At 60.8% G+C, this 23,373-nt stretch carries 18 protein-coding genes; 13 read left to right on the top strand and 5 right to left on the bottom strand.

From position 1 onward, the window contains the following. Positions 1-861 carry a carboxylating nicotinate-nucleotide diphosphorylase gene (gene nadC / locus DW151_RS07805; protein WP_118335249.1) on the top strand — a complete coding sequence of 287 codons (861 nt, stop codon included), beginning with the start codon at positions 1-3 and terminating at the stop codon, positions 859-861. Further along, complete coding sequence (locus DW151_RS07800; protein ID WP_118335247.1) at positions 861-1,406, top strand: transcription repressor NadR; 546 nt, start codon at positions 861-863, stop codon at positions 1,404-1,406. The genes nadC and DW151_RS07800 overlap by 1 nt, the downstream gene beginning before the upstream one ends. An 87-nt stretch (positions 1,407-1,493) precedes the next feature. Here DW151_RS07800 and DW151_RS07795 read toward each other — a convergent pair whose 3' ends face one another. Further along, positions 1,494-1,679: a DUF362 domain-containing protein gene (locus DW151_RS07795; RefSeq protein ID WP_006235216.1), complete on the bottom strand. Its 186-nt coding sequence runs from the start codon at positions 1,677-1,679 to the stop codon at positions 1,494-1,496. Between the two features lie 543 nt (positions 1,680-2,222). On the opposite strand from DW151_RS07795, the gene dnaK reads away from it, so the two are divergent. From dnaK to DW151_RS07770, 5 genes are all read left to right on the top strand, one after another. Continuing rightward, positions 2,223-4,115, top strand: coding sequence for a molecular chaperone DnaK (gene dnaK / locus DW151_RS07790; RefSeq protein ID WP_117778744.1), 1,893 nt, complete (start codon positions 2,223-2,225; stop codon positions 4,113-4,115). Between the two features lie 2 nt (positions 4,116-4,117). Continuing rightward, positions 4,118-4,960, top strand: coding sequence for a nucleotide exchange factor GrpE (locus tag DW151_RS07785; RefSeq protein WP_118335245.1), 843 nt, complete (start codon positions 4,118-4,120; stop codon positions 4,958-4,960). A gap of 107 nt (positions 4,961-5,067) precedes the next feature. Next, entirely contained in the window at positions 5,068-6,033 is a 966-nt protein-coding gene (locus tag DW151_RS07780) for a DnaJ C-terminal domain-containing protein (RefSeq protein ID WP_118335243.1), read from the top strand. Positions 6,034-6,105: 72 nt separating this feature from the next. Next, positions 6,106-6,522, top strand: coding sequence for a heat shock protein transcriptional repressor HspR (locus DW151_RS07775; protein ID WP_006235210.1), 417 nt, complete (start codon positions 6,106-6,108; stop codon positions 6,520-6,522). Between the two features lie 393 nt (positions 6,523-6,915). Next, positions 6,916-9,216, top strand: a complete 2,301-nt coding sequence (locus tag DW151_RS07770; RefSeq protein ID WP_118335241.1) for a hydratase — start codon at positions 6,916-6,918, stop codon at positions 9,214-9,216. Between the two features lie 259 nt (positions 9,217-9,475). Here the strand turns inward: DW151_RS07770 and DW151_RS07765 are convergent, their stop codons facing one another. Further along, positions 9,476-10,144: a hypothetical protein gene (locus DW151_RS07765; RefSeq protein WP_118335239.1), complete on the bottom strand. Its 669-nt coding sequence runs from the start codon at positions 10,142-10,144 to the stop codon at positions 9,476-9,478. 234 nt (positions 10,145-10,378) lie between these two features. On the opposite strand from DW151_RS07765, the gene DW151_RS07760 reads away from it, so the two are divergent. The 4 genes from DW151_RS07760 to DW151_RS07745 all read left to right on the top strand — a co-directional run bounded on the left by DW151_RS07760 (position 10,379) and on the right by DW151_RS07745 (position 16,003). Further along, on the top strand, positions 10,379-11,050 hold the full coding sequence (locus DW151_RS07760; protein WP_147351774.1) for a hypothetical protein: 672 nt from the start codon (positions 10,379-10,381) through the stop codon (positions 11,048-11,050). A gap of 446 nt (positions 11,051-11,496) precedes the next feature. After that, complete coding sequence (gene clpB / locus DW151_RS07755; RefSeq protein WP_118335235.1) at positions 11,497-14,124, top strand: ATP-dependent chaperone ClpB; 2,628 nt, start codon at positions 11,497-11,499, stop codon at positions 14,122-14,124. Between the two features lie 129 nt (positions 14,125-14,253). Then, the gene (locus DW151_RS07750; protein ID WP_232049598.1) at positions 14,254-14,448 is read left to right on the top strand and encodes a hypothetical protein; all 195 of its coding nucleotides are present in this window, start codon (positions 14,254-14,256) and stop codon (positions 14,446-14,448) included. Between the two features lie 202 nt (positions 14,449-14,650). Beyond that, entirely contained in the window at positions 14,651-16,003 is a 1,353-nt protein-coding gene (locus DW151_RS07745; protein ID WP_118335233.1) for an ATP-binding protein, read from the top strand. Between the two features lie 73 nt (positions 16,004-16,076). Here the strand turns inward: DW151_RS07745 and DW151_RS07740 are convergent, their stop codons facing one another. The 3 genes from DW151_RS07740 to DW151_RS07730 form a co-directional block, all read right to left on the bottom strand. Continuing rightward, positions 16,077-17,573, bottom strand: a complete 1,497-nt coding sequence (locus tag DW151_RS07740) for a hypothetical protein (protein ID WP_147351773.1) — start codon at positions 17,571-17,573, stop codon at positions 16,077-16,079. Between the two features lie 235 nt (positions 17,574-17,808). Continuing rightward, positions 17,809-18,816: a DUF5692 family protein gene (locus tag DW151_RS07735; RefSeq protein WP_118335229.1), complete on the bottom strand. Its 1,008-nt coding sequence runs from the start codon at positions 18,814-18,816 to the stop codon at positions 17,809-17,811. Positions 18,817-18,879: 63 nt separating this feature from the next. Continuing rightward, on the bottom strand, positions 18,880-19,542 hold the full coding sequence (locus DW151_RS07730) for a TetR/AcrR family transcriptional regulator (protein WP_118093969.1): 663 nt from the start codon (positions 19,540-19,542) through the stop codon (positions 18,880-18,882). A 189-nt stretch (positions 19,543-19,731) separates the two neighbouring features. Here DW151_RS07730 and DW151_RS07725 point away from each other — a divergent pair, with 189 nt between their 5' ends. Beyond that, positions 19,732-22,509, top strand: coding sequence for an FAD-dependent oxidoreductase (locus tag DW151_RS07725; protein ID WP_199579924.1), 2,778 nt, complete (start codon positions 19,732-19,734; stop codon positions 22,507-22,509). Between the two features lie 96 nt (positions 22,510-22,605). Next, positions 22,606-23,034 carry a hydrogenase maturation nickel metallochaperone HypA gene (locus DW151_RS07720; RefSeq protein WP_117736762.1) on the top strand — a complete coding sequence of 143 codons (429 nt, stop codon included), beginning with the start codon at positions 22,606-22,608 and terminating at the stop codon, positions 23,032-23,034. Positions 23,035-23,373 lie beyond the last annotated feature (339 nt).

Raw genomic sequence — 23,373 nt, 5'->3', positions numbered from 1 at the left:
ATGAATCCCATTACCATGAAGCTCGTCGTCGATGATCTGATTTTGCAGGCTCTGCGCGAGGACATCACGTTTGAGGACGTGAGTACGGCGAGCGTGTGCCCCACGGCGCGCCCCGCTACCGTTGAGCTCATCGCCAAGGCCGACGGCGTTATCGCCGGCCTGGACGTGTTCGCCCGCACCTTTGAGCTGCTGGATCCGCAGAGCTCGGTGCTGTTTGATGTCGCGGACGGCGACGAGGTGCACGCCGGCGACCACGTGGGCCAGGTGCGCGGCGACGCGCGCGTGCTGCTTTCGGGCGAGCGCGTGGCGCTCAACTATCTGCAGCGTATGAGCGGTATCGCCACCTACACACACAACATGGCGGCGGCGCTCGAGGGCACCAAGACCGTGCTTGTCGACACGCGCAAGACCACGCCGGGCATGCGTGTCTTCGAGAAGGCCGCAGTCGAGATCGGCGGTGGCAGCAACCATCGCTATAACCTGTCGACGGCTGTCATGCTCAAGGACAACCACATCGACGCCGCCGGTGGCGTGGCGCGCGCGATTGAGATGGCGCGCGCCCATGCGTCGTTTACCATGACGGTCGAGATTGAGTGTGAGAACCTGGACATGGTACGCGAGGCCGTGGAGGCCGGTGCCGATATTATCATGCTCGACAACATGACCCACGACGACATGGCTGCAGCGATTGAGCTTATCGCCGGTCGCGCCAAGACCGAGTGCTCGGGCAACGTGGACGCCAACAATGTCCGCGCGCTCGCCGACCTGGGCGTTGACTTTATTAGCTCGGGGGCATTGACGCACTCTGCGCCTATTCTCGACCTCTCGCTTAAGCACCTGCGTCTACTGGACGGTAAATAATGAATGCACGCGAGCGTCGCCGTTCCATCATGGCCGTGCTCGAGGAAGCCAAAGATCCTGTCTCGGGCAGTGCTCTTGCCCGCGAGGTGGGCGTGAGCCGTCAGGTCGTGGTGCAGGACATCGCCCTGCTGCGCGCCGACGGGCACGATATCGTCGCCACCAATCGCGGCTATGTACTACAGGAGGCCCCCAGCAGCCCCGCCGTGCCCACGCGCTTGGTCAAGGTTCGCCACAGCGTGGAGCAGGCAGGCGATGAGCTCACGAGTATCGTCGACGCCGGCGGCGCCGTGCTCAACGTGATCGTCAATCACCGCGTGTACGGTAAGATCACGGCCGACCTGGACATTCGCAATCGTCGCGATGTTGAGCGCTACCTGCACGATATCGAGAGCGGCAAGAGCTTTCCACTATTAACGGTGACGAGTGGCTATCACTTCCATCGCATTGCGGCAGATGACGAGCAAACTCTCGACGAGATCGAGGCCATGCTCAAGGAGAAGGGCTACCTTGCCGATTTAATGCCCTACGAGGATGATTTGTCCTAGAACACATGCAAAAGGAGGCCTCCGCGGCGATGCGGAGGCCTCCTTTTTGTGCACGGTGTACTTGTGAGTGTGCAAGCGGGGGAGTTGTTACTCCTCGACGATCTCGGTGATCGCGCCGGCGGGGCAAGCGTCCTGGCAAGCGCCACAGGCGACGCAGGAGTCCTCGTCAGCGACGGTAGCGACGTCCTGGAGCTCCAGAACGCCAGCGGGGCAGGAGTCGACGCAAACGCCACAAGCGATGCACTCGTCGGCATCAATTACGGGATGAGCCATGGTAGTTTCCTCTCTGTTGACCGACGCTACAGGCGATGCGCGCCGGTTTGATTCGGGCAAAAACATACCACGGGAGCGACCGTTTGCAATACCCTCTGGCCGGCATCTTCATACCGTTCGCCGAGTATGCCAAGGTTTACTAAAAAACGCGCAGGTGGGGCCGTTGAGCTGCGCAAATGTTAGCTATAGGTGACTTACAATATTGCGCGATTGAGTGTGCTTGCGGAAACCGCATCCCATTATTTGGCCGAAAAACGGGTCGAACTTTCCCCAGGGAAGCCCGGGGCCGCCATGTGCGCTCCCAAGCCCAAACCTCAGCCATCTCTACATAGATCTCAATAGATCTGCCGAGAACTCAAACAGTGCATCTACCTGCGCATTTGAGAACCTAAACTCTCAGAGATAAGAAATCTTATATGAATTGACTTAGATTTTGTATATTCCGGCCCATAAGGGGATACACTACATCCTGAAAGACAAGCCGAAGCGCCACACGACAGACCGTCGAGGCGGCGCGAACGCACAAGAGAGAGGGAATTTCTAATGAGTAAGATTCTTGGTATCGACCTTGGTACTACTAACTCCGCAATGGCCGTCCTCGAGGGCGGTTCTCCGACCATTATCGTGAACGCCGAGGGCGACCGCACCACCCCGTCCGTTGTTGGCTTCCGTGCCGACGGCGACCGCGTCGTGGGTAAGGCCGCTAAGAACCAGGCTGTCACCAACCCCAAGAACACCGTGTTCTCCATCAAGCGTTTCATGGGCCGCAAGTACTCCGAGTGCACCTCCGAGATCAAGACCGTGCCGTATGAGGTCAAGGAGGGCCAGGGTGGCCGTGCCGTCGTCGATATCGAGGGCAAGGATTATACCGCCGAGCAGGTGAGCGCCATGACGCTCGCAAAGATGAAGGCCGACGCCGAGAAGTATCTGGGCGAGACCGTCACCGACGCCGTCATCACCGTCCCGGCCTACTTCAACGACGCCCAGCGTCAGGCCACCAAGGACGCCGGTAAGATCGCCGGCCTCAACGTCAAGCGTATCGTCAACGAGCCGACCGCTGCTGCTCTGGCCTATGGCCTGGACAAGCAGGGCACCGACCAGCGCATTCTGGTCTTCGACCTGGGCGGCGGTACCTTCGACGTCTCCATCCTCGACCTCGCCGACGGCGTGTTTGAGGTTCTGTCCACCTCGGGCGACAACCACCTGGGCGGCGACGACTGGGATCAGCGCGTCATCGACTGGATGGCTGACAAGTTCCAGCAGGAGAACGGTGTCGACCTGCGTCAGGACCCCATGGCCCTGCAGCGTCTGAAGGAGGCCGCCGAGAACGCCAAGAAGGAGCTCTCCGCAGCCCAGCAGTCCACCATCAACCTGCCGTTCATCACCATGAACCAGTCCGGCCCGCTGCACCTCAACTACACGCTGACCCGCGCCGAGTTCGAGAAGATCACCCGCGACCTGCTCGAGCGCTGCAAGCAGCCTGTCACCAACGCCCTGCGCGACGCTAAGCTCAAGCTCTCCGATCTGACCGAGGTCATCCTCGTCGGCGGCTCCACCCGTATGCCCGCCGTCCAGGATCTGGTCAAGACCATGACCGGCAAGCAGCCCAACATGTCCGTGAACCCCGACGAGGTCGTTGCCGACGGCGCTGCCGTCCAGGGCGGCGTGCTCACCGGCGACGTCGAGGGCATCCTGCTGCTCGACGTTACCCCGCTGTCGCTGGGCGTCGAGACCATGGGCGGCATCATGACCAAGATGATCGACCGCAACACCACGATCCCGACCTCCAAGACCGAGGTCTACTCCACCGCTGCCGACAACCAGACCAGCGTCGAGATCAACGTGCTCCAGGGCGAGCGCGAGCTTGCCCGCGATAACAAGTCGCTCGGTAAGTTCCAGCTGACCGGCATCCCGGCTGCCCGCCGCGGCGTGCCGCAGATCGAGGTCACCTTCGACATCGACGCCAACGGCATCGTCAAGGTCTCTGCTAAGGACAAGGGCACCGGCAAGGAGCAGCAGATCACCATTTCCGGCTCCACCGCTCTGTCCGACGACGAAGTCGATCGTATGGTCAAGGACGCCGAGGCTCATGCCGAGGAGGACAAGAAGCAGAAGGAAGAGGTCGAGGTTCGCAACCAGACCGACAGCCTGTGCTACTCCACCGAGCAGACCCTCAACGAGCTGGGCGACAAGGTTTCCGCCGACGTGAAGTCCAAGGCCGAGACCGCTATTGCCGACGCCAAGAAGGCGCTCGAGGGCTCTGACGTCGAGGCCATCAAGGCCGCCGGCGAGTCCCTGCAGTCCGTGGCCTACGAGCTGGCCCAGGTTGTCTACGCCGACGCTCAGCAGCAGACCGACGGTGCCGCCGGTGCCCAGCCTGCCGACGATGACGTTGTCGACGCCGACTACGAGGTTGTGGACGACGAGGACAAGTAATCATGTCCGCCCGTAAAGCTCGCACGGAGGCGGCCGCCGCTGGCGCCGCCCCCGTTGACTCTGAGGAGAAGGACGTGAAGATTCCCGTAGAGGCCGTCGACGATACCGAGGCCAACGAGGCCGAGGCCGCCGAGGCTGCCGAGAACCAGGTAGAGGATTCCAACAAGGAGGCGACGATGACCGAGGACGAGATGGTGGAAGCCGCTATCCGCGCCGGTGAAGAAGCCGCCGACAACGACTTTAAGCTCAAGTTCGAGCAGGCCCAAAAGGAGCTTGCCGACGTGCGCAAAGAGCTCGATGCTGCGGCAGAGGCTCAGAAGGCCGCCGAGGACAAGGCAAAGGACGCCACCGAGCGTACCGCCCGCCTGCAGGCCGACTGGGAGAACTTCCGTCGCCGCACCGCCAGCGAGCGTATCGCCGAGCGCGAGCGCGCGACCGAGAAGCTTGTCACCGCGCTGTTGCCGGTGGTTGACGATATCGAGCGTGCAATCGACCATGCCCGCAGCCAGGAGCTTTCCGACGACTTTAAGCAGTTCGTCGATGGCGTCGATGCGGTACATGCCAAGCTGCTCGATGTGTTTGCGCACGAGGGCGTTGAGCCCATCGACCCCAAGGGCGAGGCGTTCGATCCGCTCGAGCACCAGGCCGTGGGCCGCGTCGAGGACGCATCGCAGTACGACGAGACCGTCAACGATGTGTACCAGAAGGGCTACCGCATGGCGGACCGCATTCTGCGCTCCGCGATGGTGACGGTGACCTACGGTGGCGAGAAGCGCCCCGCACCGGAGCCCGAAGTGGCGCCCGAGGATGCTGCGGCCGATACGGCTGAGAGCACCGAGGAGTAATTGAGAAGGGCCCCGGGGCAACACCCGGGGCCCTTTCTGGCCTAGTGCCATATGAAAGCATGAGCCGCCGTCCGCTGGACGGCGGATGAAACAGGAGAGGAGCTACGATGGCTGCAGGCAAAACCTTCTATGACATCCTGGGCGTATCCAAGAGCGCCTCCGACAAAGAGATCAAGAGCGCGTTTCGCAAGCTCGCGCAAAAATATCACCCCGATGCCGGCGGCGACGAGGCCAAGTTTAAGGAGATTAGCGAGGCCTACGAGACGCTTTCGGACGAGAAGAAGCGCAAAGAGTACGACCAGATGCTCATGTTCGGCGGCATGCCGGGCGCGGGCGGAGCGTATGGCGGCGGCTACGGTGCCGGCGCGGGCGCCAGCGGCTGGGGCGATATCTTCGACAGCATCTTTAGCGGCAACGGCGCCTGGGGCAGCGATTGGGGCTCGGGCTTTGCCGGGGCCGCGGGCGCTGCCGGTGCGGGCGCGGGCCGCAACCGTGCGCGCAAGGGCGGCGACCTGTCGCTGACTGTCGACGTAACAGCCGAGGACGCGTTTCGCGGCGTGACGCACAAGGTCACCTACCGCATTCCCTCGACGGGCGAGCAGCAGACCATCACGGTCTCGGTGCCTGCGGGTGCGGTCGACGGCGGCAAGCTACGCTACAAGCGTCGCGGCGAGTATGGCGTTGCCGGAGGCGAGCGCGGCGACCTGGTCGTGACCACGCATGTGGAGGAGCATCCGCTGTTTAAGCGCAAGGGTGCCGACGTGACCATGGAGGTGCCGATCTCGGTTTATGAGGCGGCGCTCGGCTGCACGGTGGATGTGCCCACACCCGGCGGCGCGACGGTTCGTCTGAAGGTGCCGGCGGGCACCCAGACGGGCAAGAAGTTCCGCTTTAAGGAGATGGGTGCACCCGACGTTAAGCATCGCGGTCGCACGGGTGCGCTGCTCGTCGAGATCAAGGTGCAGGTTCCCACGAACCTGTCCGACGATGAGCGCGATGCCATGACCAAGCTGCGCGAGGCCGACACGCGCGATTATCGCGAGAAGGTCAACCGTTACAAGGCGACGTTCTAGAGCGGTCATGGCGCACGCCCGCGCCCGCGGGCTTATGATGGACGATAACGAGACGGAAAGGGGTCAGGTAGCATGGCCGAGGACAATAGGAACAAACCGCTGTACATGATCAGCGTGGCGGCCGAGCTGACCGGCATGCACCCGCAGACTCTGCGCGTCTACGAGTCCAAGGGCCTGGTGAATCCTCAGCGCTCGGGCGGTAACACGCGCCTGTATTCGCGCGCCGATATCGAGCGTCTGGAACTCATCAACCAACTGACCGATGAGGGCATCAACCTCGCCGGCGTGGTGCGCATCCTCGATATGAAGGAGCGTGCTGAGGAGCGCGAGCGCGAGAACGAGAAGCTCCGCGCCCGCGTACGCCAGCTCGAGGACGAGCTGCACGAGTATAAGATGCAGAAGAAGATCACCGCCCTGGCCCCGCGCGACGGCTCAGTCAACCCCGAGCAAGTCATGCGCAAGCTACTGGGCGCCGGCGGGGACTTATAGTTACGCGGTTTTACCAAACCGCGTAACGGCTCGACGCTGCAAGCCCGCCAGAGCGACAATTTGTCATTCAAAAGGCAAGGCATGACCAGAAGGTCTATGCCTTGCCTTTTTCATGCCAACTTGTTCGCTCTGGACGTCGCTCGCTGTCCGTCCTCTACCTGCGGCGCTGCCTTGCTCCGGATGCGGTAGGGTAGTCATTGGGGACGTTCTTAAATGACTAGTCGAAAGGGACACTCTTGCACCAAATCTGCCGGCCCACGCTGGGCTCGTCCTTTACTTTACTGAGATAAAGTGAACGTGTAGATTCGCAACCCACTCGCAACCGTTCTATGGCACGATATTGAACGAATGTATGCTATGCGCCCAAATCTTTTGGGCAGAGTGGGAGACAGTATGGTCAAGCTGTACGAGGACGGCATCTACCTGCGCCGTGGCAGCGAGGTTGTGCCTGCGGCCGAGGCTGCCGAGCGTGGTATTACGCAGACGCCCGAGGATGCCAAGCGCGGCACCATCGCGTATTCGATCCTTCAGGCACACAATACGTCCGGCGACCCCGAGGCGCTCAAGATTCGCTTCGATGCCATGGCGAGCCACGACATCACCTTTGTCGGCATCATCCAGACGGCGCGCGCCTCGGGCATGGAGCAGTTCCCGCTGCCTTACGTGCTCACCAACTGCCATAATTCGCTGTGCGCCGTGGGCGGCACCATCAACGAGGACGACCACGTCTTTGGCCTCTCGGCTGCCAAGAAGTACGGTGGCATCTTCGTTCCGCCGCATATCGCCGTTATCCACTCCTTTATGCGTGAGAACTTGGCGGGCTGCGGCAAGATGATCCTGGGCTCCGACTCGCACACCCGCTACGGCGCTCTGGGCACCATGGCCGTGGGCGAGGGCGGCGGCGAGCTGGCAAAGCAGCTGCTGCGCGACACCTACGATGTCGCCTATCCCGGCGTCGTCGCCATCTACCTCACGGGTGCCCCGCGCCCCGGCGTTGGCCCGCACGATGTGGCACTCGCCATCATCCGTGCCGTCTTTGCCAAGGGCTACGTCAAGAATAAGGTCATGGAGTTTGTGGGCCCCGGCATCGCGAGCATGACGACCGACTACCGCAACGGCGTCGACGTCATGACCACCGAGACCACCTGTCTGTCGAGCATCTGGGCTACCGACGAGGACACACACGCGTTTTTGACCATGCACGGCCGCGGTGACGACTACCGCGAGCTCAAGCCCGCCGATGTCGCCTACTATGACGGCTGCGTCGAGGTCGACCTGTCGAGCGTCAAGCCCATGATCGCGCTGCCGTTCCATCCTTCCAACGGCTTTGAGATTGACGAGCTCAACGAGAACCTCGAGGACATCCTGCACGAGGTCGAGCTCGAGGCCGCTAAGATCGGCGAGGGCAAGACGCACTTTAGCCTGCTCGACAAGATCGTCGACGGCAAGCTGCACGTGCAGCAGGGCGTTATCGCCGGCTGCTCGGGCGGCAACTACGACTCCGTGGTCCAGGCTGCCCGCGTGCTCAAGGGCGCCAACACCGGCTGCGGCGAGTTCTCGCTGTCGGTCTATCCCACGAGCCAGCCCGTGGCACTCGAGCTTACACGCCGCGGCTATATCTACGACCTTATGGAGGCCGGCGCGATCGTGCGCACGGCATTCTGCGGCCCGTGCTTCGGTGCCGGCGACACGCCCGCCAACAACGGCCTGTCCATTCGCCACACCACGCGCAACTTCCCCAACCGCGAGGGTTCCAAGCCGGGCAATGGCCAGCTGAGCGCCGTGGCCCTGATGGACGCCCGCTCCATTGCGGCGACGGCTGCCAACGGCGGCGTTCTGACGCCGGCGACCGACCTGCCCGAGGAGACTTGGGACGAGGCCTGCGAGTACACCTTTGATGACGCACCGTACAAAAAGCGTGTGTACTGGGGCTTTGGCAAGGCGGAGCCTGCCGACGAGCTGGTTGAGGGCCCCAACATCAAGCCGTGGCCCGCGATGGAGCCGCTCGGCGACGATATCCTGCTCAAGGTGTGCTCCAAGATCATGGACCTGGTCACCACGACCGACGAGCTCATTCCCTCGGGCGAGACGAGCTCCTTCCGCTCCAATCCGCTGGGCCTGGCTGAGTTTACGCTCAGCCGCCGCGACCCGGCCTACGTGGGTCGCTCCAAGGAGGTCGACGCTGTGGAGAAGCGTCGCGTTTCCGGCGAGTCCGCGAGCGACCTGGCGGCGCTCGATGCCGAGCTTGCCGGTGTGTTTGAGGCGCTGGCCGGCGCGGGTGTCGCGGCCGATGCCAAGGCGACCGAGTTCGGTTCCATGATTTACGCCAAGAAGCCTGGTGACGGCAGCGCCCGCGAGCAGGCCGCGAGCTGCCAGCGCGTAATTGGCGGCCTGGCCAACATCGTCCACGAGTACGCCACCAAGCGCTATCGCTCCAACGTGATGAACTGGGGCATGGTGCCCTTCCAGATGGAGGCCGAGCCCAACTTTGAGGTGGGCGATTACGTCTTTGTGCCGGGTATCCGTGCCGCGCTCGATGGCGACCTGAAGGACATCGCCGCCTACGTGGTGCACGCCGATGGTGCGGTCGAGCAGATTGAGCTCTACATTGCCGATATGACGGCCGAGGAGCGTGCCATCGTCAAGGCCGGCTGCCTGATCAACTACAACAAGTTCAAGGCCGCTGCCGAGTAACGCTGCTGTACGCCCCGGCCACACCTTTCCCTCGTGCTCACGCGCTTCGCGAGGGTCGCCCGAGGGAAAGGTGTGGCAGGGGCTACCGCGACGTTCTCGTTGGGTCTTGAGGGACGCTAAAAATAGACTTGCTTGATGCCGCCTCTGTTATCGGAGCGGCTTCTTTTTTGGACCACCACAAAGGGGACAGGCACTTTTGTGGTGGTGGGGACGAGCTCGATGTTGTTGTGATCGTTGAGCGGCATGTTAATGGGCGGCCCTACAGAATATCATCCGGGTTGGCGGGTTTGGTTGTTTTGGGGATGCCGAGTTTGGATGACGCGAAATCGTCAACATCGTCCTTGATTCCATCTTTGGTGTAGACAGTGACCATATAGGTGCTGTGTCCGAATTCGCCCTTGTCGCGTGTTGCCCAGGCATCCCAGTAGGCGGCCCCGTTTCGCCCTTTGATTTTTCCGACACGGCGGAGTTCTGTTCGCTTTAATTTCTGGTTGCTATAGATGGTTCGACCGGCCTCCTCGGTGAGCCCGCACTGTCCAAGCATCTTGTCGAGGACTTGGTTCATGTGGCGCTCATCGGTGTTTGGTGCGTAGTCGTAGGCGAGGGTGATGGAGTCGAGTGGCTGGTCGTCGATTAGATAGTTTAGCGCCTGAGGTCCAAGGCAGAAATAGGGGGAGCATCCGTCGATCTGACCGAGCAGTGGCAACTTTGACTGCCAAATTCCGGTGGGAATTCCATCTTCGTAAAACACGCCGCGACAGATAAAGGAGAGCGAGGTGGCACGCGAGCCGGCGTCGACCATTCCGCATAAATCGAAGGGCGAGGTGATACCAAGGGAAAAGGGCGTGATGACGATAAGGAAGAGCATCACGATGGGTATGGCGAGAATGGCGATGACGTTGCGACCGGTGGAATGAGGCGGCTTCATATGCGCTCCTCGAGACTAAGAGCAGGCAAGCTCGATGACAAATGAATAATCTCAGCTAACAATTCAATTTTAATCTCATAACGTGTGACAGCTGGCCGTCGAAACCGAGAACCACCACAAAGGCGCCTGTCCCCTTTGTGGTGGTGAGGAGCGCGCGGCTTCTTTTGGTAATAGTGCTGGCTGGCGATATCATTAGTGCAGGTAGCGAAGGTTTGCGTTGCGAGGTGCTTTGCTGTGAGAAGTCCTGCCCGTATTGGATTGATTGTTTTGGCGCTTGCGATCACTGTGGTTGGCATGGGCGCTGTCGGCATGGCGTTTCTACCTGCTGCGGTGACGGAGCCGGTGGTCAAGCCTGTGACTCAATCTGTCGAACTTCTGACCGGCGACGACAAGCCCGAGACCATTACCGTTGATTTTGATGAGCAGCCGGCTGTGCTGGGTATTAGCAATTATCCGCGTATTCAGCTTGGGGCCATGCGCTATACCACGGATACAAGCCTGATCGATAGGGCGTCCAAGCTACTCAAGGGCAAAACATTTAAGCGTTGGTACAGATATGCGTCCTATCGGGCAAAAGCGAACGACATGGTTGGCGGATGCCACTCTTCCATCGAGCTGGACACTGCAAACGGCGCAAAGTTATGTGATGTCTCGTACGATCCGGGCTACGAGGGCAATGAGGGTCCGGGCATCTACATCATGGACGGCGATGTCGCCTATGTCATGGAGGGCGACCAGACCGAGCTCAACGATTTTATGGGTCAGTGTATCCAAGATGCCTATAAACAGACCTGCTTGCCTGACCCGCAGACTGCACGCGATAGTGGGTCTGCCCGTACATGGCTGTTCGAGGATGAGATGCCCTGGACCGTCGAATCGGGAAGTACGGGTTCGGCGAAGGAGTAGAGACCGCGACTACCACAAAGGTACCCGTCCCCTTTGTAGTAGTTCTCGGTTTGTCTCGATCTGTAACATCTTGGCCGCTAAAAGTGGGCCTGGTGTTACAGATTTAGATTTTCGACTCAGGTGTCTTCGTTCGTCTCGATTTGTAACAGTTAGACCCTAATTTGCCGAGTAGATGTTACAGATTGAGACAAACGGTTGCCGCTGGTCATTTCATCTTGATCCGTAACATCTAGGATCAAAAATGGCTGCTAGATGTTACAGATCGAGACGGTAGTGCGCCTGGGCAGCGGCGGGCTGACATCTCAGTACCCTATCCATCAATCACTCAGAAAATCTTATATATAGAGACTTAGATTTGTGTATAAGATCGTACAAAGCTGGCAACAATACTTCTCGAACAACGTGAAGCCGCCCCGTAGGGCGGCCGCCCCAAGAGAGGTGATTCCATGAGAATCGATAAGCTAGCAATGACGTCGCGCGAGGCGCTGCAGACCGCCATGAGCACGGCTGCCGACGCGCAGGCCGGCGCGGTGGAGCCGATTCACCTGCTGTCCGCCCTGCTCGGTGCCGGCGAGCGCAATATCTCCGTGATCATCGAGCGCATCGGCGCCGACCCGGCTCAGCTTGCGCGCTCCACACAAGATGCCATCGACCGCGCGCCCAAGGTTTCGGGCGAGGGCCAGCAGATGGGCCTGTCCAATGAGCTCGTCCGCGTCATCGAGAAGGCCGAGAAGAAGGCCACCAAGATGGGCGACAGCTTTGTGGTGACCGAGCATTTGCTGATGGCGCTTGCCGAGGACAAGGGCGAGGCGGGCCGCGTACTGCGCGACGCCGGCGTCACCAAGGAGCGCATCGAGCAGGTCTACGAGGAGCTGCGTGGCGATGACCGCGTGACGTCTGCCGAGGACAAGACCCAGTTTGAGGCGCTGGAGCAGTACGGACGCAACATCTGCGACCTGGCCCGCGCCGGCAAGCTCGACCCGGTCATCGGCCGTACCGACGAGATCCGTCGTACTATTCAGGTCCTGTCCCGCCGCACCAAGAACAACCCCGTGCTCATCGGCGAGCCGGGCGTCGGCAAGACGGCCATCGTCGAGGGCATCGCCCAGCGTATCGTGGCCGGCGACGTGCCGAGCACCCTGCGCGATCGCGACCTCATCGAGCTCGACATGAGCGCGCTGGTCGCCGGCGCCAAGTACCGCGGCGAGTTCGAGGACCGCTTGAAGGCTGTGCTCAAGGAAGTGCAAAAGTCCGAGGGCAAGGTCATCCTGTTCATCGATGAGCTCCACACCATCGTGGGCGCGGGTGCCACCGAGGGCTCCATGGACGCCGGCAATATCCTCAAGCCGGCGCTCGCTCGTGGCGACCTGCACGCGATCGGCGCGACCACGCTTGACGAATACCGCAAGTACATCGAGAAGGACGCGGCGCTCGCCCGTCGTTTCCAGACCGTTATGGTGAGCGAGCCTACCGTCGAGGACACCATCTCGATCCTGCGTGGCCTCAAGGAGAAGTACGAGATCTTCCACGGCGTGCATATCACCGATAGCGCGCTCGTGGCCGCCGCCGACCTCTCCGATCGCTACATCGCCGACCGCTTCCTGCCCGACAAGGCCATCGACCTGGTCGATGAGGCCGCAAGCCGCCTGCGCATGGAGCTCGACAGCATGCCGGTCGAGATCGACGCCACCACGCGTCAGCTCACCCAGCTGCAGATCGAGGAGCAGGCGCTCATGAAGGAGACCGATGACGCCTCCAAGGAGCGTCTGGAAGCCCTGCGCCAGGAGATTGCCGAGGTCCAGGAAAAGCTCAACGTGCAAAAGGCCGGCTGGCTCAACCAAAAGAACGCCATCGACCACGTGCAGGAGCTCAAGGGCCAGCTTGACGAGGCCAAGAGCGAAGAGGAGCGCGCGACGCGCAACGGCGACCTGGGCCGTGCGTCCGAGCTGCGCTACTCTGTGATTCCGGGTCTGCAGCAGCAGATTCAGGATGCCGAGGCCGCGCTCGAGGCGCAAAAGCGGCAGGACGGCGAGGGTCTCAACGAGCAGGTGACCTCCGATGAGATCGCCGAGGTCGTGAGTGCCTGGACCGGCGTGCCCGTGTCCAAGATGATGCAGGGCGAGCTCGACAAGTTGAAGGGCCTGGAGGGCGAGCTGCATAAGCGCGTCATTGGCCAGGACGAGGCCGTGTCCGCCGTGGCCGCGGCCGTGCGCCGCAGCCGTGCGGGTCTCTCCGATCCGGACAAGCCCATCGGCAGCTTCTTCTTCCTGGGCCCCACCGGCGTAGGCAAGACCGAGCTCGCCAAGGCGCTGGCCGAGTGCCTGTTCGATGACGAGCGCGCGCTCGTGCGTATCGACATGTCCGAGTATATGGAGAAGTTCAGCGTCCAGCGTCTGATCGGTGCGCCTCCGGGATACGTGGGCTACGACGAGGGCGGCCAGCTCACCGAGGCCGTGCGCCGTCGTCCGTACTCCGTGATCTTGCTCGACGAGATGGAGAAGGCTCATCCGGATGTCTTTAACGTGCTATTGCAGGTGCTTGACGACGGCCGTCTGACCGATGGCCAGGGTCGCCAGGTGTCCTTCAAGAACACGATTATCATCATGACGTCCAACGTGGGTTCCAAGGCTATCGCCGATCTGTCCGGCAAGGACGAGGAGGAGATGCGCCATCAGGTCGACGCGGCCATGGCTCAAACCTTCCGCCCCGAGTTCCTCAACCGTATCGACGATATCGTGGTGTTCCATCCGCTCGGCATGGCGCAGATCGAAAAGATCGTCGATATTCAGCTCGCCGACGTCCGCGCACGTCTGGCCAAGGAGCGCATGACGCTTGCCATCACCCCGGCGGCCAAGCAGATGCTCGCCGTGGGCGGCCTGGACCCGGTCTTTGGCGCCCGTCCGCTCAAGCGCCTGGTCCAGCGCGAGGTCGTGGACGCCATCGCCGCCGCCATCATCGACGGTACGGTGCGCGAGGGCGATCAGGTGACGGTCGATGCCGACAAGGACGGCGGCTTTACCGTCGTGTGCGATAACACGCCGACGGCCACCTACGAGGTCCCAGACGCCGAGTAGATTTTGGGACCGGCTTAAAACCGCCCCTCATCGCAAAACGCCAAGGGCGGCGGATCCAATTGGATCCGCCGCCCTTTTTCGTGCGACAATCGATGATGTTGAACGGATGCGATGCAAGGAGATGCGCAGATGACAGACAAGAACAAGACGAACACGCCGGCGACCGATGCCGCACCCGCCGCACCCAAGCCTGCGCCTAAGCCGGCACCCAAGCCGCGCGACCCCTACATCCGTGCCGAGAACGAGGATGACGACGGCTACGATCCCTACAGCGACCGCCGCCCCGAGCGCGAGCCGCTGTTCGAAGCCGACCCCTGGCGCTAACGAACTCATTTGGGACGGGGCTCTTTTAGCTACTTGGGCTGCTATGTGAGCCAGCATCTAATAGGAGCCGCTAGCCCTGGCCTTTGATGTTCGGCAACAGAAAAACTTGCTTAGCTACTAATCAAGTTACACGTAATCTTGCTCTCCTGCTAATCAAGAATCGATATAATCTTGATTAGCATATAAGCAAGATTGGAGAATCATGGCATTCAACGACTTGGTGGCCCAGAAAATAAAGGACTTTGAGCAACAAGGAGTTCCACAGGTCTTTGAGCGCGACCTTGATCTGGGAAACCCGCAGGAACCCAAGCGCGACAACATCGTAAATCTGATTGTGGGAGCCCGTCGTTGTGGAAAGACGTATCGCCTGTATCAGGAGATGCAGCGGCTTCAGGGTCAAGGTATCGAGCTTGACCGGATGCTTTATTTCAATTTTGAGGATGAGCGCTTGCGTCCGTATGAGCCGTCGCTGCTAACGGACGTGCTCGATACATTCTATGCGCTATATCCTGCTGCTCGAACCGAGGGCGCCTACATTTTCTTCGATGAAATCCAGGAAATTCCCGAATGGGGTGCGTTTCTGCGGCGTGTGGTCGATACGAAGAAAGCGACCGTCTACGTGACGGGATCTTCTTCTAAGATGCTGTCCTCGGAACTTAAGAGCGAGTTCAGGGGCCGCTCTCTTGTGCGAGAGCTGTTTCCGTTGAGTTTTTCGGAATACGTCCGATATAAGACGGGGAGCGTTCCTGAGCCGGATGCACCCTTTTCATCGAGCGATGCAGCACTGCTTCGACATCATCTGATCGGATATCTTGAGCGAGGGGGATTCATCGCGACGCTAGAGCAGACGCCCGCGGACGCGATTCAGCTGCTACAGGAATATGCGTCGCGAACGGTCGCCATGGACGTCGTTGAGCGCTACGACATCAAGAACCCTCGTTTGGCTTCACTGTTCCTGACGCGGTGTATGGCATCTTCGGCACGAGAGCTGTCAGTGAACAAGGTGTACAACGAGTTCAAAAGTAGGCAGATACCCGTCAGTCGTAATTCGCTCGGCGACTTACTTGAGTATTACGAGGACGCCTACCTGTTGTTTTCGGTGCCGGAGTTCACGCGCTCACTTGCAAATAATGCGCGGTCCGCATCTAAAGTCTACGCTGTCGATCCTGCGATGTTCGGAGCATTCTCTCCCGCATCGGCATTTGATCAGGGCCAGAGGCTCGAGACTGCGGTGTTCAATGCGCTCAGAAGAAGGGCTCCAGCCGTGCGGTCCGGTTCGGTTTGCCGCCTGCTGATTAAAGATAAGAATAAAAGCCATGAGGTGGACTTTGTGGCTGGGGATGCACTGCTCATGCAGGCTTACGGCCTGATTCAGGTAAGTGTGGATATGACAAGCGAGAAAACGCGCGAGCGCGAAATTGCCGCGCTTGATGCCTCGATGGTCCAGTTCGATCTTGGCGAGTCGGCAATCGTTACCATGGATGAACAGACCGATATTCCGTGCGAGCACGGTGTGGTACACGTTATGCCCGCATGGAAGTGGCTCCTTGCCTAATCATCTATGGACCTGTGGGGTCAGGACCTCCTGGCTCCTTCATCACAGTTGGGGAGCACCTTGCTGCGCCAGGCTAGTCCTGGGCCTTGATGCTCGGCAGGAGAATCTGGGCGAGATAGTCGGTCTCGAGTTTGGTCGCGGCGTCTGCGTTGCCGTCTTTGCCAACCAGGTCGTTCTTGATCTGGCTATACGTATAGCGGTTGCCGGTCGTGAGCTCGACAAGCTCAATGGCCGTGTCCATGGGATAGGTCGACACGGGGCTCTGCGTGCGCCCGTTGATAGTCTGGGGCACCACGTATGGATAAACGGGGCCGCTGGCGTAGACGGTGTAGCCGTTGCCGAGGTTTGCCGCACCCAAAACCGCGTCGCCCTCATCGGGCGTAAAGCTTTCGCCGTCGCGCACCGTGACAAGCGTCACAAGCGGCGTATCGCTGTCGCCGGCAAGATAGATGCATAGCGTGCTGCCATTCTGCCAAGTCTCGACCTTGCCGTACCACTCGACGGGAATATCGAGCTGGTAGAGGTCGGTTGCCTTGTGGCGAGCGTCAGCATCACGGGCCGCCTGTGCCTTTTGCGCGCCCACGGCATTGACGGCAGCATTGCGACGCGCAGTTGCCGCCTGCTGGAGCACCTTGGCGGTGGCGGCGGAGCTCGTGCCTCCCTCCTCGGCATATTTGGCGGCGGCGTCGATCTGGTCGTTGGTTACCGTGTCGGCCGAAGGCACCTTGAGTTTAAAGGCAGCCTGGGCGCTTAAATCCTGTCCATCGCTCTTAACGGTGACCTGCGTCTTAGTGGTCGGGACGGTATAGATGGTGCCGTCGGCCGCGATGGGGGAGGCAGCGATGGAGAGCGTGTAATCGCCGGGCAGCAGTTTGATGCCGCGGCCGTGCTCGTCAACGTAGAGCGTTTCGCTCACAGAAGAGCCGTCGGAGTCCTGGCCACTCACCTGCACGGGGATCTTTGAGCCGGTGGAGCAGTCGAGTCCCGCGGCATGCACGCCAATCTGCACCGACATCATCGTGTGCGCACTGGCGGCGACAGCGGCAGCCTGCTCTTGCTGATATCCGTTCCAGGCAGCATAGCCTGCGCCGCCGGCGACGAGCGCGACGGCCACAACGCCGGCAACCATCAGGTTGCGGCGCTTGGGCGGCATCTTACGATGACGAGCCTCGGCTTCGCGTGCCGAAGGAACGGACGGTAGGGGAATATCGCCCATGGCGATGGTCTCGTCCACGGCTGGTGCGGAACCCAGGCCAGGAAGCTCGCGGGTCAGCGAATCCTCGGCCGGCAAGCTGTCGAGCAAGACGGTTTCCTCGCCCGTGTCGGATTCGGGCTGGTTGCCGGCCTCGCTTTCGGTGTCTTCGTGATCTGCCTCATCCTCGGCAGGCTCAACGTCGTCTGCATCCTGATCATCGGACTGCGCCTCGGCTTCCGGCTCATCCTGCACGTCAGCGCCCGAATCGTCAAACGCAATCTCATCGAGTGAAATCCGGTCTAAGCTCTCCAAGGCCTCAGCGCAAGCTTCTGCATCTTGGGCCGCATCCTCTTGGCCCATCGTTTCATCTTTCATACATCCCCCAAGCTCAATATCGGGACAACAATGTACCCAAAAACAGGGTCATATAGAGCTGTCAGGCAATTGGAAATCTGATTTTATCTGTGCGAGAGGTTTTGAATATGGATGCGCGCAACAGCAAAAAGCCCCCGGAAAGCGGGCAAATCGCTTTCCGGGGGTATGCAATACGTTGCATTGCGCGGAGTCGGCCAGGCGACTTCGCATTCAAGCGGCATGTGCACCGGGCGCGTTACTCGGCGTGTGCGTAATCCACCTTGGCGCGGCGAGCGGTAGCCTTCTCCCAATCGCTGGTGCCCTCAAAGACATCCTGCTTGTAGGGATTGCGGCCGAGCTTCTTGGCGCGGTAGGCGATGTAGATGATCGCGGCGATGTTGGCGATCAGCGCGGCGATCGAGACCGCGGTGGCGGCGACGGGGTCGAGCGTGGAGTGGGTCACAAAGATGGACTCCTCCTGGAAGAACGGGAACACCTGGGCAAACATGCACCAAATGGCCAGCGTAAAGGCGCGGTTCTGAATCCAGCCGCCCTTGTTCCAGATAAAGGCGGCGACGGTGGGCGCCAGCAGCAGCGCAAAGCCGCAGAACCAGGAGTGGGCGGGCAGGCAGTTGTAGGTGTAGCAGAAGTTCCAGATATCGTAGGCGATGATGTAGACCCAGGTCATGTCGGGCCACAGCATGTCGGTCTTGTCCTCGGAGGCGTAGACGCTCCACCAACCGGTCATGCAGAAGATGTTGATGATACCGGCGATGCCGTTGAACACGTTGTTCCAGCCGGCAAGTTGCGTAGCACCTTCGGAGGTGACCCAAGTGGACTGGCCCAGGACAAAGAAGTGATAGGCGCTCTCAAAGTCGGACACGACGGCGATCATGATGTTGATGGCGACGATCACAAACGGCCACGCGCGGAACCAGTGTGCCTTGCCGATTTTGCCCCACTGATACTTAATGGCGATGAAGCCCCAGCAACCGGCCAACGCCGCGTAGACCTTGGCGTAGTGGAACCAGCTGTTCTGGTACACATGGGTGGGGTTGGTGAGCGCCCACTCGGCGCCCTGCGAAACGCCGATGGCGATGGCGACGCAGTAGATGGTCATGGCCAGCGGAGCCACGCCAAAGATGATTGCCGCGCCCAGCTTGGTGCGGCGGCCGACCTCGTTGAGCACGATCAGGCCAATAAAGACCATGGCCCAGCCGGCCCAGTGGATAAGGGTATCGCTACCCCAAACATCGAACAGCATGCTGCTCTCCTTTCACACGCCCGCGGCCCCTCTTCCGATCGCGGGCAGTTTGGCCAAATGTCGTCAGTTCTGGGGCTTGCGCTCCGGATACTTGGCGGTATAGCCCTCGATGTGGAGTGTCGAGGCGATGATTTCCTTGACTGTCTCGTCGGGCACATCGGGGTGCGTGCGGATATACATCAACAACCCCATGATGAGGGTGTAGAACGTCTCGTAGACATGGTCGATGCGTAGCTCATGATGGGCGACAAAATCCACCACGGTGGTGTCGCAGATATACTGCGCCACGCGTTGGACCACGTTGTGCAAAAAGCCGCCGTAGAGCGCGCCGCTGCTGGAGGTCAGGGTGCTCGGCAGTTCGTGGCCGCTGGCGACCAGGCGCTTAAAGAGCGGGGCGACGGTGTCGAGCGCCCCCTCGATGTCGCCAACCGTGCGGCCGGCGTTCCACTGCTCGAGCTCGGAGATAAAGCCGTCGATCGCCTCGTCCATAACAGCGGTGACGGCGGCGTCCATATCGGCAAAGTAGTGGTAGAACAATGAACGCGTGCAGCCGGCTCGCTTGGTCACGGCCGATACCGATAGGTGGGACACGCCCAGCTCGGAGCTTACGGTGCGCACGGCATCGAGGATCTCGCGACGGCGTTCGTCGCCCGTCAGGCGCTTTGCCGCACTATCGGATGCGGGGACGGCATCGACCACAGAGGTATCTGCTGTTTTGCCGCCCATGTTTTGCCGCCTTCCATCCTCTTTTGCCTGACCGTTCGCCTAACAGTCTTGAATATTGTTGACGGTTCGTCAATACTATTTTTGACACAATGTCAACTAATGGCGGGTGAACGGCATGGGGGCATGTCCGGCCTGCAAAAAAGAGGGGCGCCGCGGCCTCGTCGGGCTGCGGCAAGAGAAGGGACAACCATGATTCTCAACGGACCGGGAATTAGCTACACCGAGCCTGACATCGGTTCGGAGTTCGTGCCGCCGCTGCCGGAGCATCCGCGCGAGGCCATCGTCAAGCTGTGCGAGCACTGCACCAACCGTCTGCTGCATCGCGACGAGCTGCTGGGCTACGAGTACTGGTCGTTTGCCGAGGCCGCAACCGACGAGCAGGCCGAGGTACTCTGCAAGATGAAGATGCGCCGTCCCTATACGCTGCCCGAGATGGTCAAGCTCACCGGCATGCCCGAGGCCGATATCGAGAAGATGCTCGACGACATGAGCTACACGGGTCTGCTCGAGTACAACTGGGAAAATCCCGAGCGCGCCAAGCAGTGGGTGCTGCCCATGCTGGTGCCGGGTTCCGCCGAGTTCCTCAACATGCGCGTGAGCCAGCTCGAGGAGCACCCGGTCTATGCCAAGTTCTTTGAGCAGGCGTCCAAGGGACCGCTGTCCAAGGCCACGCCGATGGTGCCGCCCGGAGGCGCCGGTATCGGCATGCACGTCATTCCGGTCGAGAAGGCCATCGATGCCGCGAGCACGTCGGTGCCGATCGAGCATATCGAGCATTGGCTCGACAAATACGATGGCAAGTATGCCGCCAGCACCTGCAGCTGCCGCGCGAGCCGTCGCGTGATGGGAGAGGGCTGCGCCGACGACCCGGCCGATTGGTGCATCGCCGTGGGCGATATGGCCGACTACGTGGTCGAGACCGACCGTGGCCATTACGTGACGCGCGACGAGGTCTACGACATTTTGCGCCAGGCCGAGGACAACGGCTTTGTGCACCAGATCACCAATATCGACGGCGAGAACAAGATCTTCGCCATCTGCAACTGCAACGTCAACGTGTGCTACGCCCTGCGCACCTCTCAGCTGTTCAACACGCCCAACCTGTCGCGCTCGGCCTATGTTGCCAAGGTCGAGAAGGACAAGTGCGTTGCCTGCGGTCGCTGCGTTGAGGTGTGCCCGGCCGGCGCCGCCAAGCTGGGCCAAAAGCTCTGCAGCAAAAAGGCCGGTGGACAGGTACCCGAGTATCCGCGCCAGGAGCTGCCCGATGCCACCAAGTGGGACCACACCAAGTGGTCGCCCAACTACCGCAACGATAACCGCATCGAGACGCATGAGTCCGGCACCGCGCCCTGCAAGACGGCCTGCCCCGCGCACGTTGCCGTTCAGGGCTATCTGAAGCTCGCGGCGCAGGGTCGCTATGACGAGGCCCTGGCGCTCATCAAGCGCGAGAACCCGCTGCCCGCTATCTGCGGCCGTGTGTGCAATCGCCGCTGTGAGGATGCCTGCACCCGCGGTCGTGTGGACGCCGCCGTGGCTATCGACGAAGTCAAGAAGTTTATCGCCCAGCGCGATCTGGACGCAGCGACCCGCTATGTCCCGCCCGTGGTGACCCCGACGCGTGCTGGCGGCTTCGACCAGAAGATTGCCATCATCGGTGCCGGTCCGGCTGGTCTGTCCTGCGCTTTTTATCTGGCCGAGAAGGGCTATAAGCCCGTCGTGTTCGAGAAAAACGAGCGCCCGGGTGGCATGCTCACCTATGGCATTCCCAGCTTTAAGCTGCAGAAGGATGTTATCGAGGCGGAGGTCGAGGTCATTCGCCTGATGGGTGCCGAGTTTCGCTATGGCGTGGAAGTCGGCCGCGACGTGACGCTCGACGAGCTGCGCGCGCAGGGCTTTAAGGCCTTCTACGTTGCCATTGGCTGCCAGGGCGGCCGCCTTGCCGGCATTCCGGGCGAGGACGCCGAGGACGTGACCGTGGCCGTCGACTTTTTGCGCGAGGTCAACAGTGGCAAGATCGATGCGCTGCCCGGCCGCACCATCGTGGTGGGCGGCGGCAACGTGGCCATCGACGTTGCCCGCAACGCCTGCCGTCTGGGTTCCGAGCACGTTGAGATGTTCTGCCTGGAGAGCGAGGCGCAGATGCCCGCCAGCGAGGAAGAGCGTCGCGAGGCCATCGAGGACGGCGCGCACATCAGTTGCGGTTGGGGCCCCAAGGAGGTCCATCTGGACGAGGCCGGCCGTGTGTGCGGCATCACCTTTAAGCGCTGCACGCGTGTCTTTGACGACGAGGGCCGTTTTGCGCCCGAGTATGACGAGAACGACTTGCGCCGTGTCGATGCCGACCGTGTCGTCATGTCGATTGGCCAGTCCATTGTGTGGGGCGACCTGCTGGCTGGCTCCAAGGTGGAGCTCGGCCGCAGCCAGGGTGCCCTTGCCGATCCGCAGACGTACCAGACCGCCGAGCCCGACATCTTTGTGGGCGGCGACGTCTACACCGGTCCCAGCTTTGCTATCGACGCCATCGCCGCCGGTCACGAGGCCGCCGTGTCCATCCATCGCTTTGTGCAGCCGGGCTCCACGCTCACCATCGGCCGCAACCAGCGCCGCTACGCCGCGCTCGACCGCGACGATGTCGTGATCGAGAGCTATGACAACGCGAGCCGTGAGGTTGCCCACGTGGACCACGAGCGCGAGAAGGCCGCGCCCTTCAGCGAGTACGTCGAGACCTTTACCGAAGAGCAGGTGCGCGCCGAGACCGCCCGTTGCCTTGGCTGCGGTGCCTCAATCGTCGACCCCAACAAGTGCATCGGCTGCGGCCTGTGCACCACCAAGTGCGCGTTCGATGCCATCCATCTGGATCGCGATCGCCCCGAGTGCTCCACGATGGTCAAATACGAGCAAAAGCTCCCGAGCCTTGGCAAGTATGCTTTAAAGCGTGCAATCAAAATCAAGTTCGGTCGTAAATAGGTAACCATGGCGGGTAAGGGGACGGCGCAGACTAGATTTCGCCGTCCCCTTGCTTTGAGTTTGCATCGCATCAACCGTTGTTGAAAGGTTTCTACCTTGCATGAATTGGGAATCGTTTATCACATTATTCGCGATGTTGAGAACGTGGCGCGCGCCAATGGCGTGCGTCGCGTTTCGAGCGTCACGCTGCTGCTGGGCGAGGTCTCGGGCGTCGTTCCCGACTTGCTGCTCGACGCTTGGCGCTGGGCGGCAGATAAAAAGTCCATCACGCAGGGCGCGGAGCTTATCGTGGAGCCCGTCGAGGCCGTGACGCATTGCGAGGCGTGCGGCCGCGACTATGCGACAGTCGAGCACGGCAAGACCTGCCCCCATTGCGGCAGTGGCGATACCTATTTGCTCCAGGGCCAAGAGGTCATGATCAAGCAGATCGAGACCCCCGACGAGGATCCGGCAGACGCTGCCCCCGGCGGCCCTTCTGACGCCCCCGACGCCGTCGACGCCGCTAACCCTCTCCACATCGTCTAGCCCCTAGTCGTTGGGGACGTTCTTGTTTGACTAGTCGTTTAAGAACGTCCCCAACGACTACTTGCACTAGAGCATAAGTTATACAATTAGTCAAGTTATGTCTGTTTAAACAAAATAGCGGCACGCAGGCGCATTGGGATTAACCTAAAAGCGGCGTTAATGAACAGAGTGTCTGTATATATCTGTGAAAGTAATTGGGAAATCACGTTTTAGTAGGCAATGAGCTGTAAATCAGCAACGTAATCAATTTGTAACAAACTTAGACGTTTAAACAAATAATGCAACCGTTTGCGAATTTAGGTTGATTTCCGATCTCAGCCGAACACATTGAGCAAATAG

Source organism: Collinsella sp. AM13-34 (genome assembly GCF_003473055.1).
Classification (GTDB): Bacteria; Actinomycetota; Coriobacteriia; order Coriobacteriales; family Coriobacteriaceae; genus Collinsella.
The sequence above is the reverse complement of the archived record's forward strand: the minus strand, read 5'-3'. Positions and strand labels throughout refer to the sequence as shown.

Excerpts from the sequence above, each read along its gene's own strand:
- DW151_RS07765 (WP_118335239.1), bottom strand. The coding sequence starts at position 10,144 with ATGAAGCCGCCTCATTCCACCGGTCGCAACGTCATCGCCATTCTCGCC.
- DW151_RS07795 (WP_006235216.1), bottom strand. The coding sequence starts at position 1,679 with ATGGCTCATCCCGTAATTGATGCCGACGAGTGCATCGCTTGTGGCGTT.
- dnaK (WP_117778744.1), top strand. The coding sequence starts at position 2,223 with ATGAGTAAGATTCTTGGTATCGACCTTGGTACTACTAACTCCGCAATG.
- DW151_RS07780 (WP_118335243.1), top strand. The coding sequence starts at position 5,068 with ATGGCTGCAGGCAAAACCTTCTATGACATCCTGGGCGTATCCAAGAGC.
- DW151_RS07750 (WP_232049598.1), top strand. The coding sequence starts at position 14,254 with ATGACAGACAAGAACAAGACGAACACGCCGGCGACCGATGCCGCACCC.
- DW151_RS07800 (WP_118335247.1), top strand. The coding sequence starts at position 861 with ATGAATGCACGCGAGCGTCGCCGTTCCATCATGGCCGTGCTCGAGGAA.
- clpB (WP_118335235.1), top strand. The coding sequence starts at position 11,497 with ATGAGAATCGATAAGCTAGCAATGACGTCGCGCGAGGCGCTGCAGACC.
- nadC (WP_118335249.1), top strand. The coding sequence starts at position 1 with ATGAATCCCATTACCATGAAGCTCGTCGTCGATGATCTGATTTTGCAG.
- DW151_RS07740 (WP_147351773.1), bottom strand. The coding sequence starts at position 17,573 with ATGAAAGATGAAACGATGGGCCAAGAGGATGCGGCCCAAGATGCAGAA.
- DW151_RS07745 (WP_118335233.1), top strand. The coding sequence starts at position 14,651 with ATGGCATTCAACGACTTGGTGGCCCAGAAAATAAAGGACTTTGAGCAA.
- DW151_RS07785 (WP_118335245.1), top strand. The coding sequence starts at position 4,118 with ATGTCCGCCCGTAAAGCTCGCACGGAGGCGGCCGCCGCTGGCGCCGCC.
- DW151_RS07730 (WP_118093969.1), bottom strand. The coding sequence starts at position 19,542 with ATGGGCGGCAAAACAGCAGATACCTCTGTGGTCGATGCCGTCCCCGCA.
- DW151_RS07735 (WP_118335229.1), bottom strand. The coding sequence starts at position 18,816 with ATGCTGTTCGATGTTTGGGGTAGCGATACCCTTATCCACTGGGCCGGC.
- DW151_RS07775 (WP_006235210.1), top strand. The coding sequence starts at position 6,106 with ATGGCCGAGGACAATAGGAACAAACCGCTGTACATGATCAGCGTGGCG.
- DW151_RS07725 (WP_199579924.1), top strand. The coding sequence starts at position 19,732 with ATGATTCTCAACGGACCGGGAATTAGCTACACCGAGCCTGACATCGGT.
- DW151_RS07770 (WP_118335241.1), top strand. The coding sequence starts at position 6,916 with ATGGTCAAGCTGTACGAGGACGGCATCTACCTGCGCCGTGGCAGCGAG.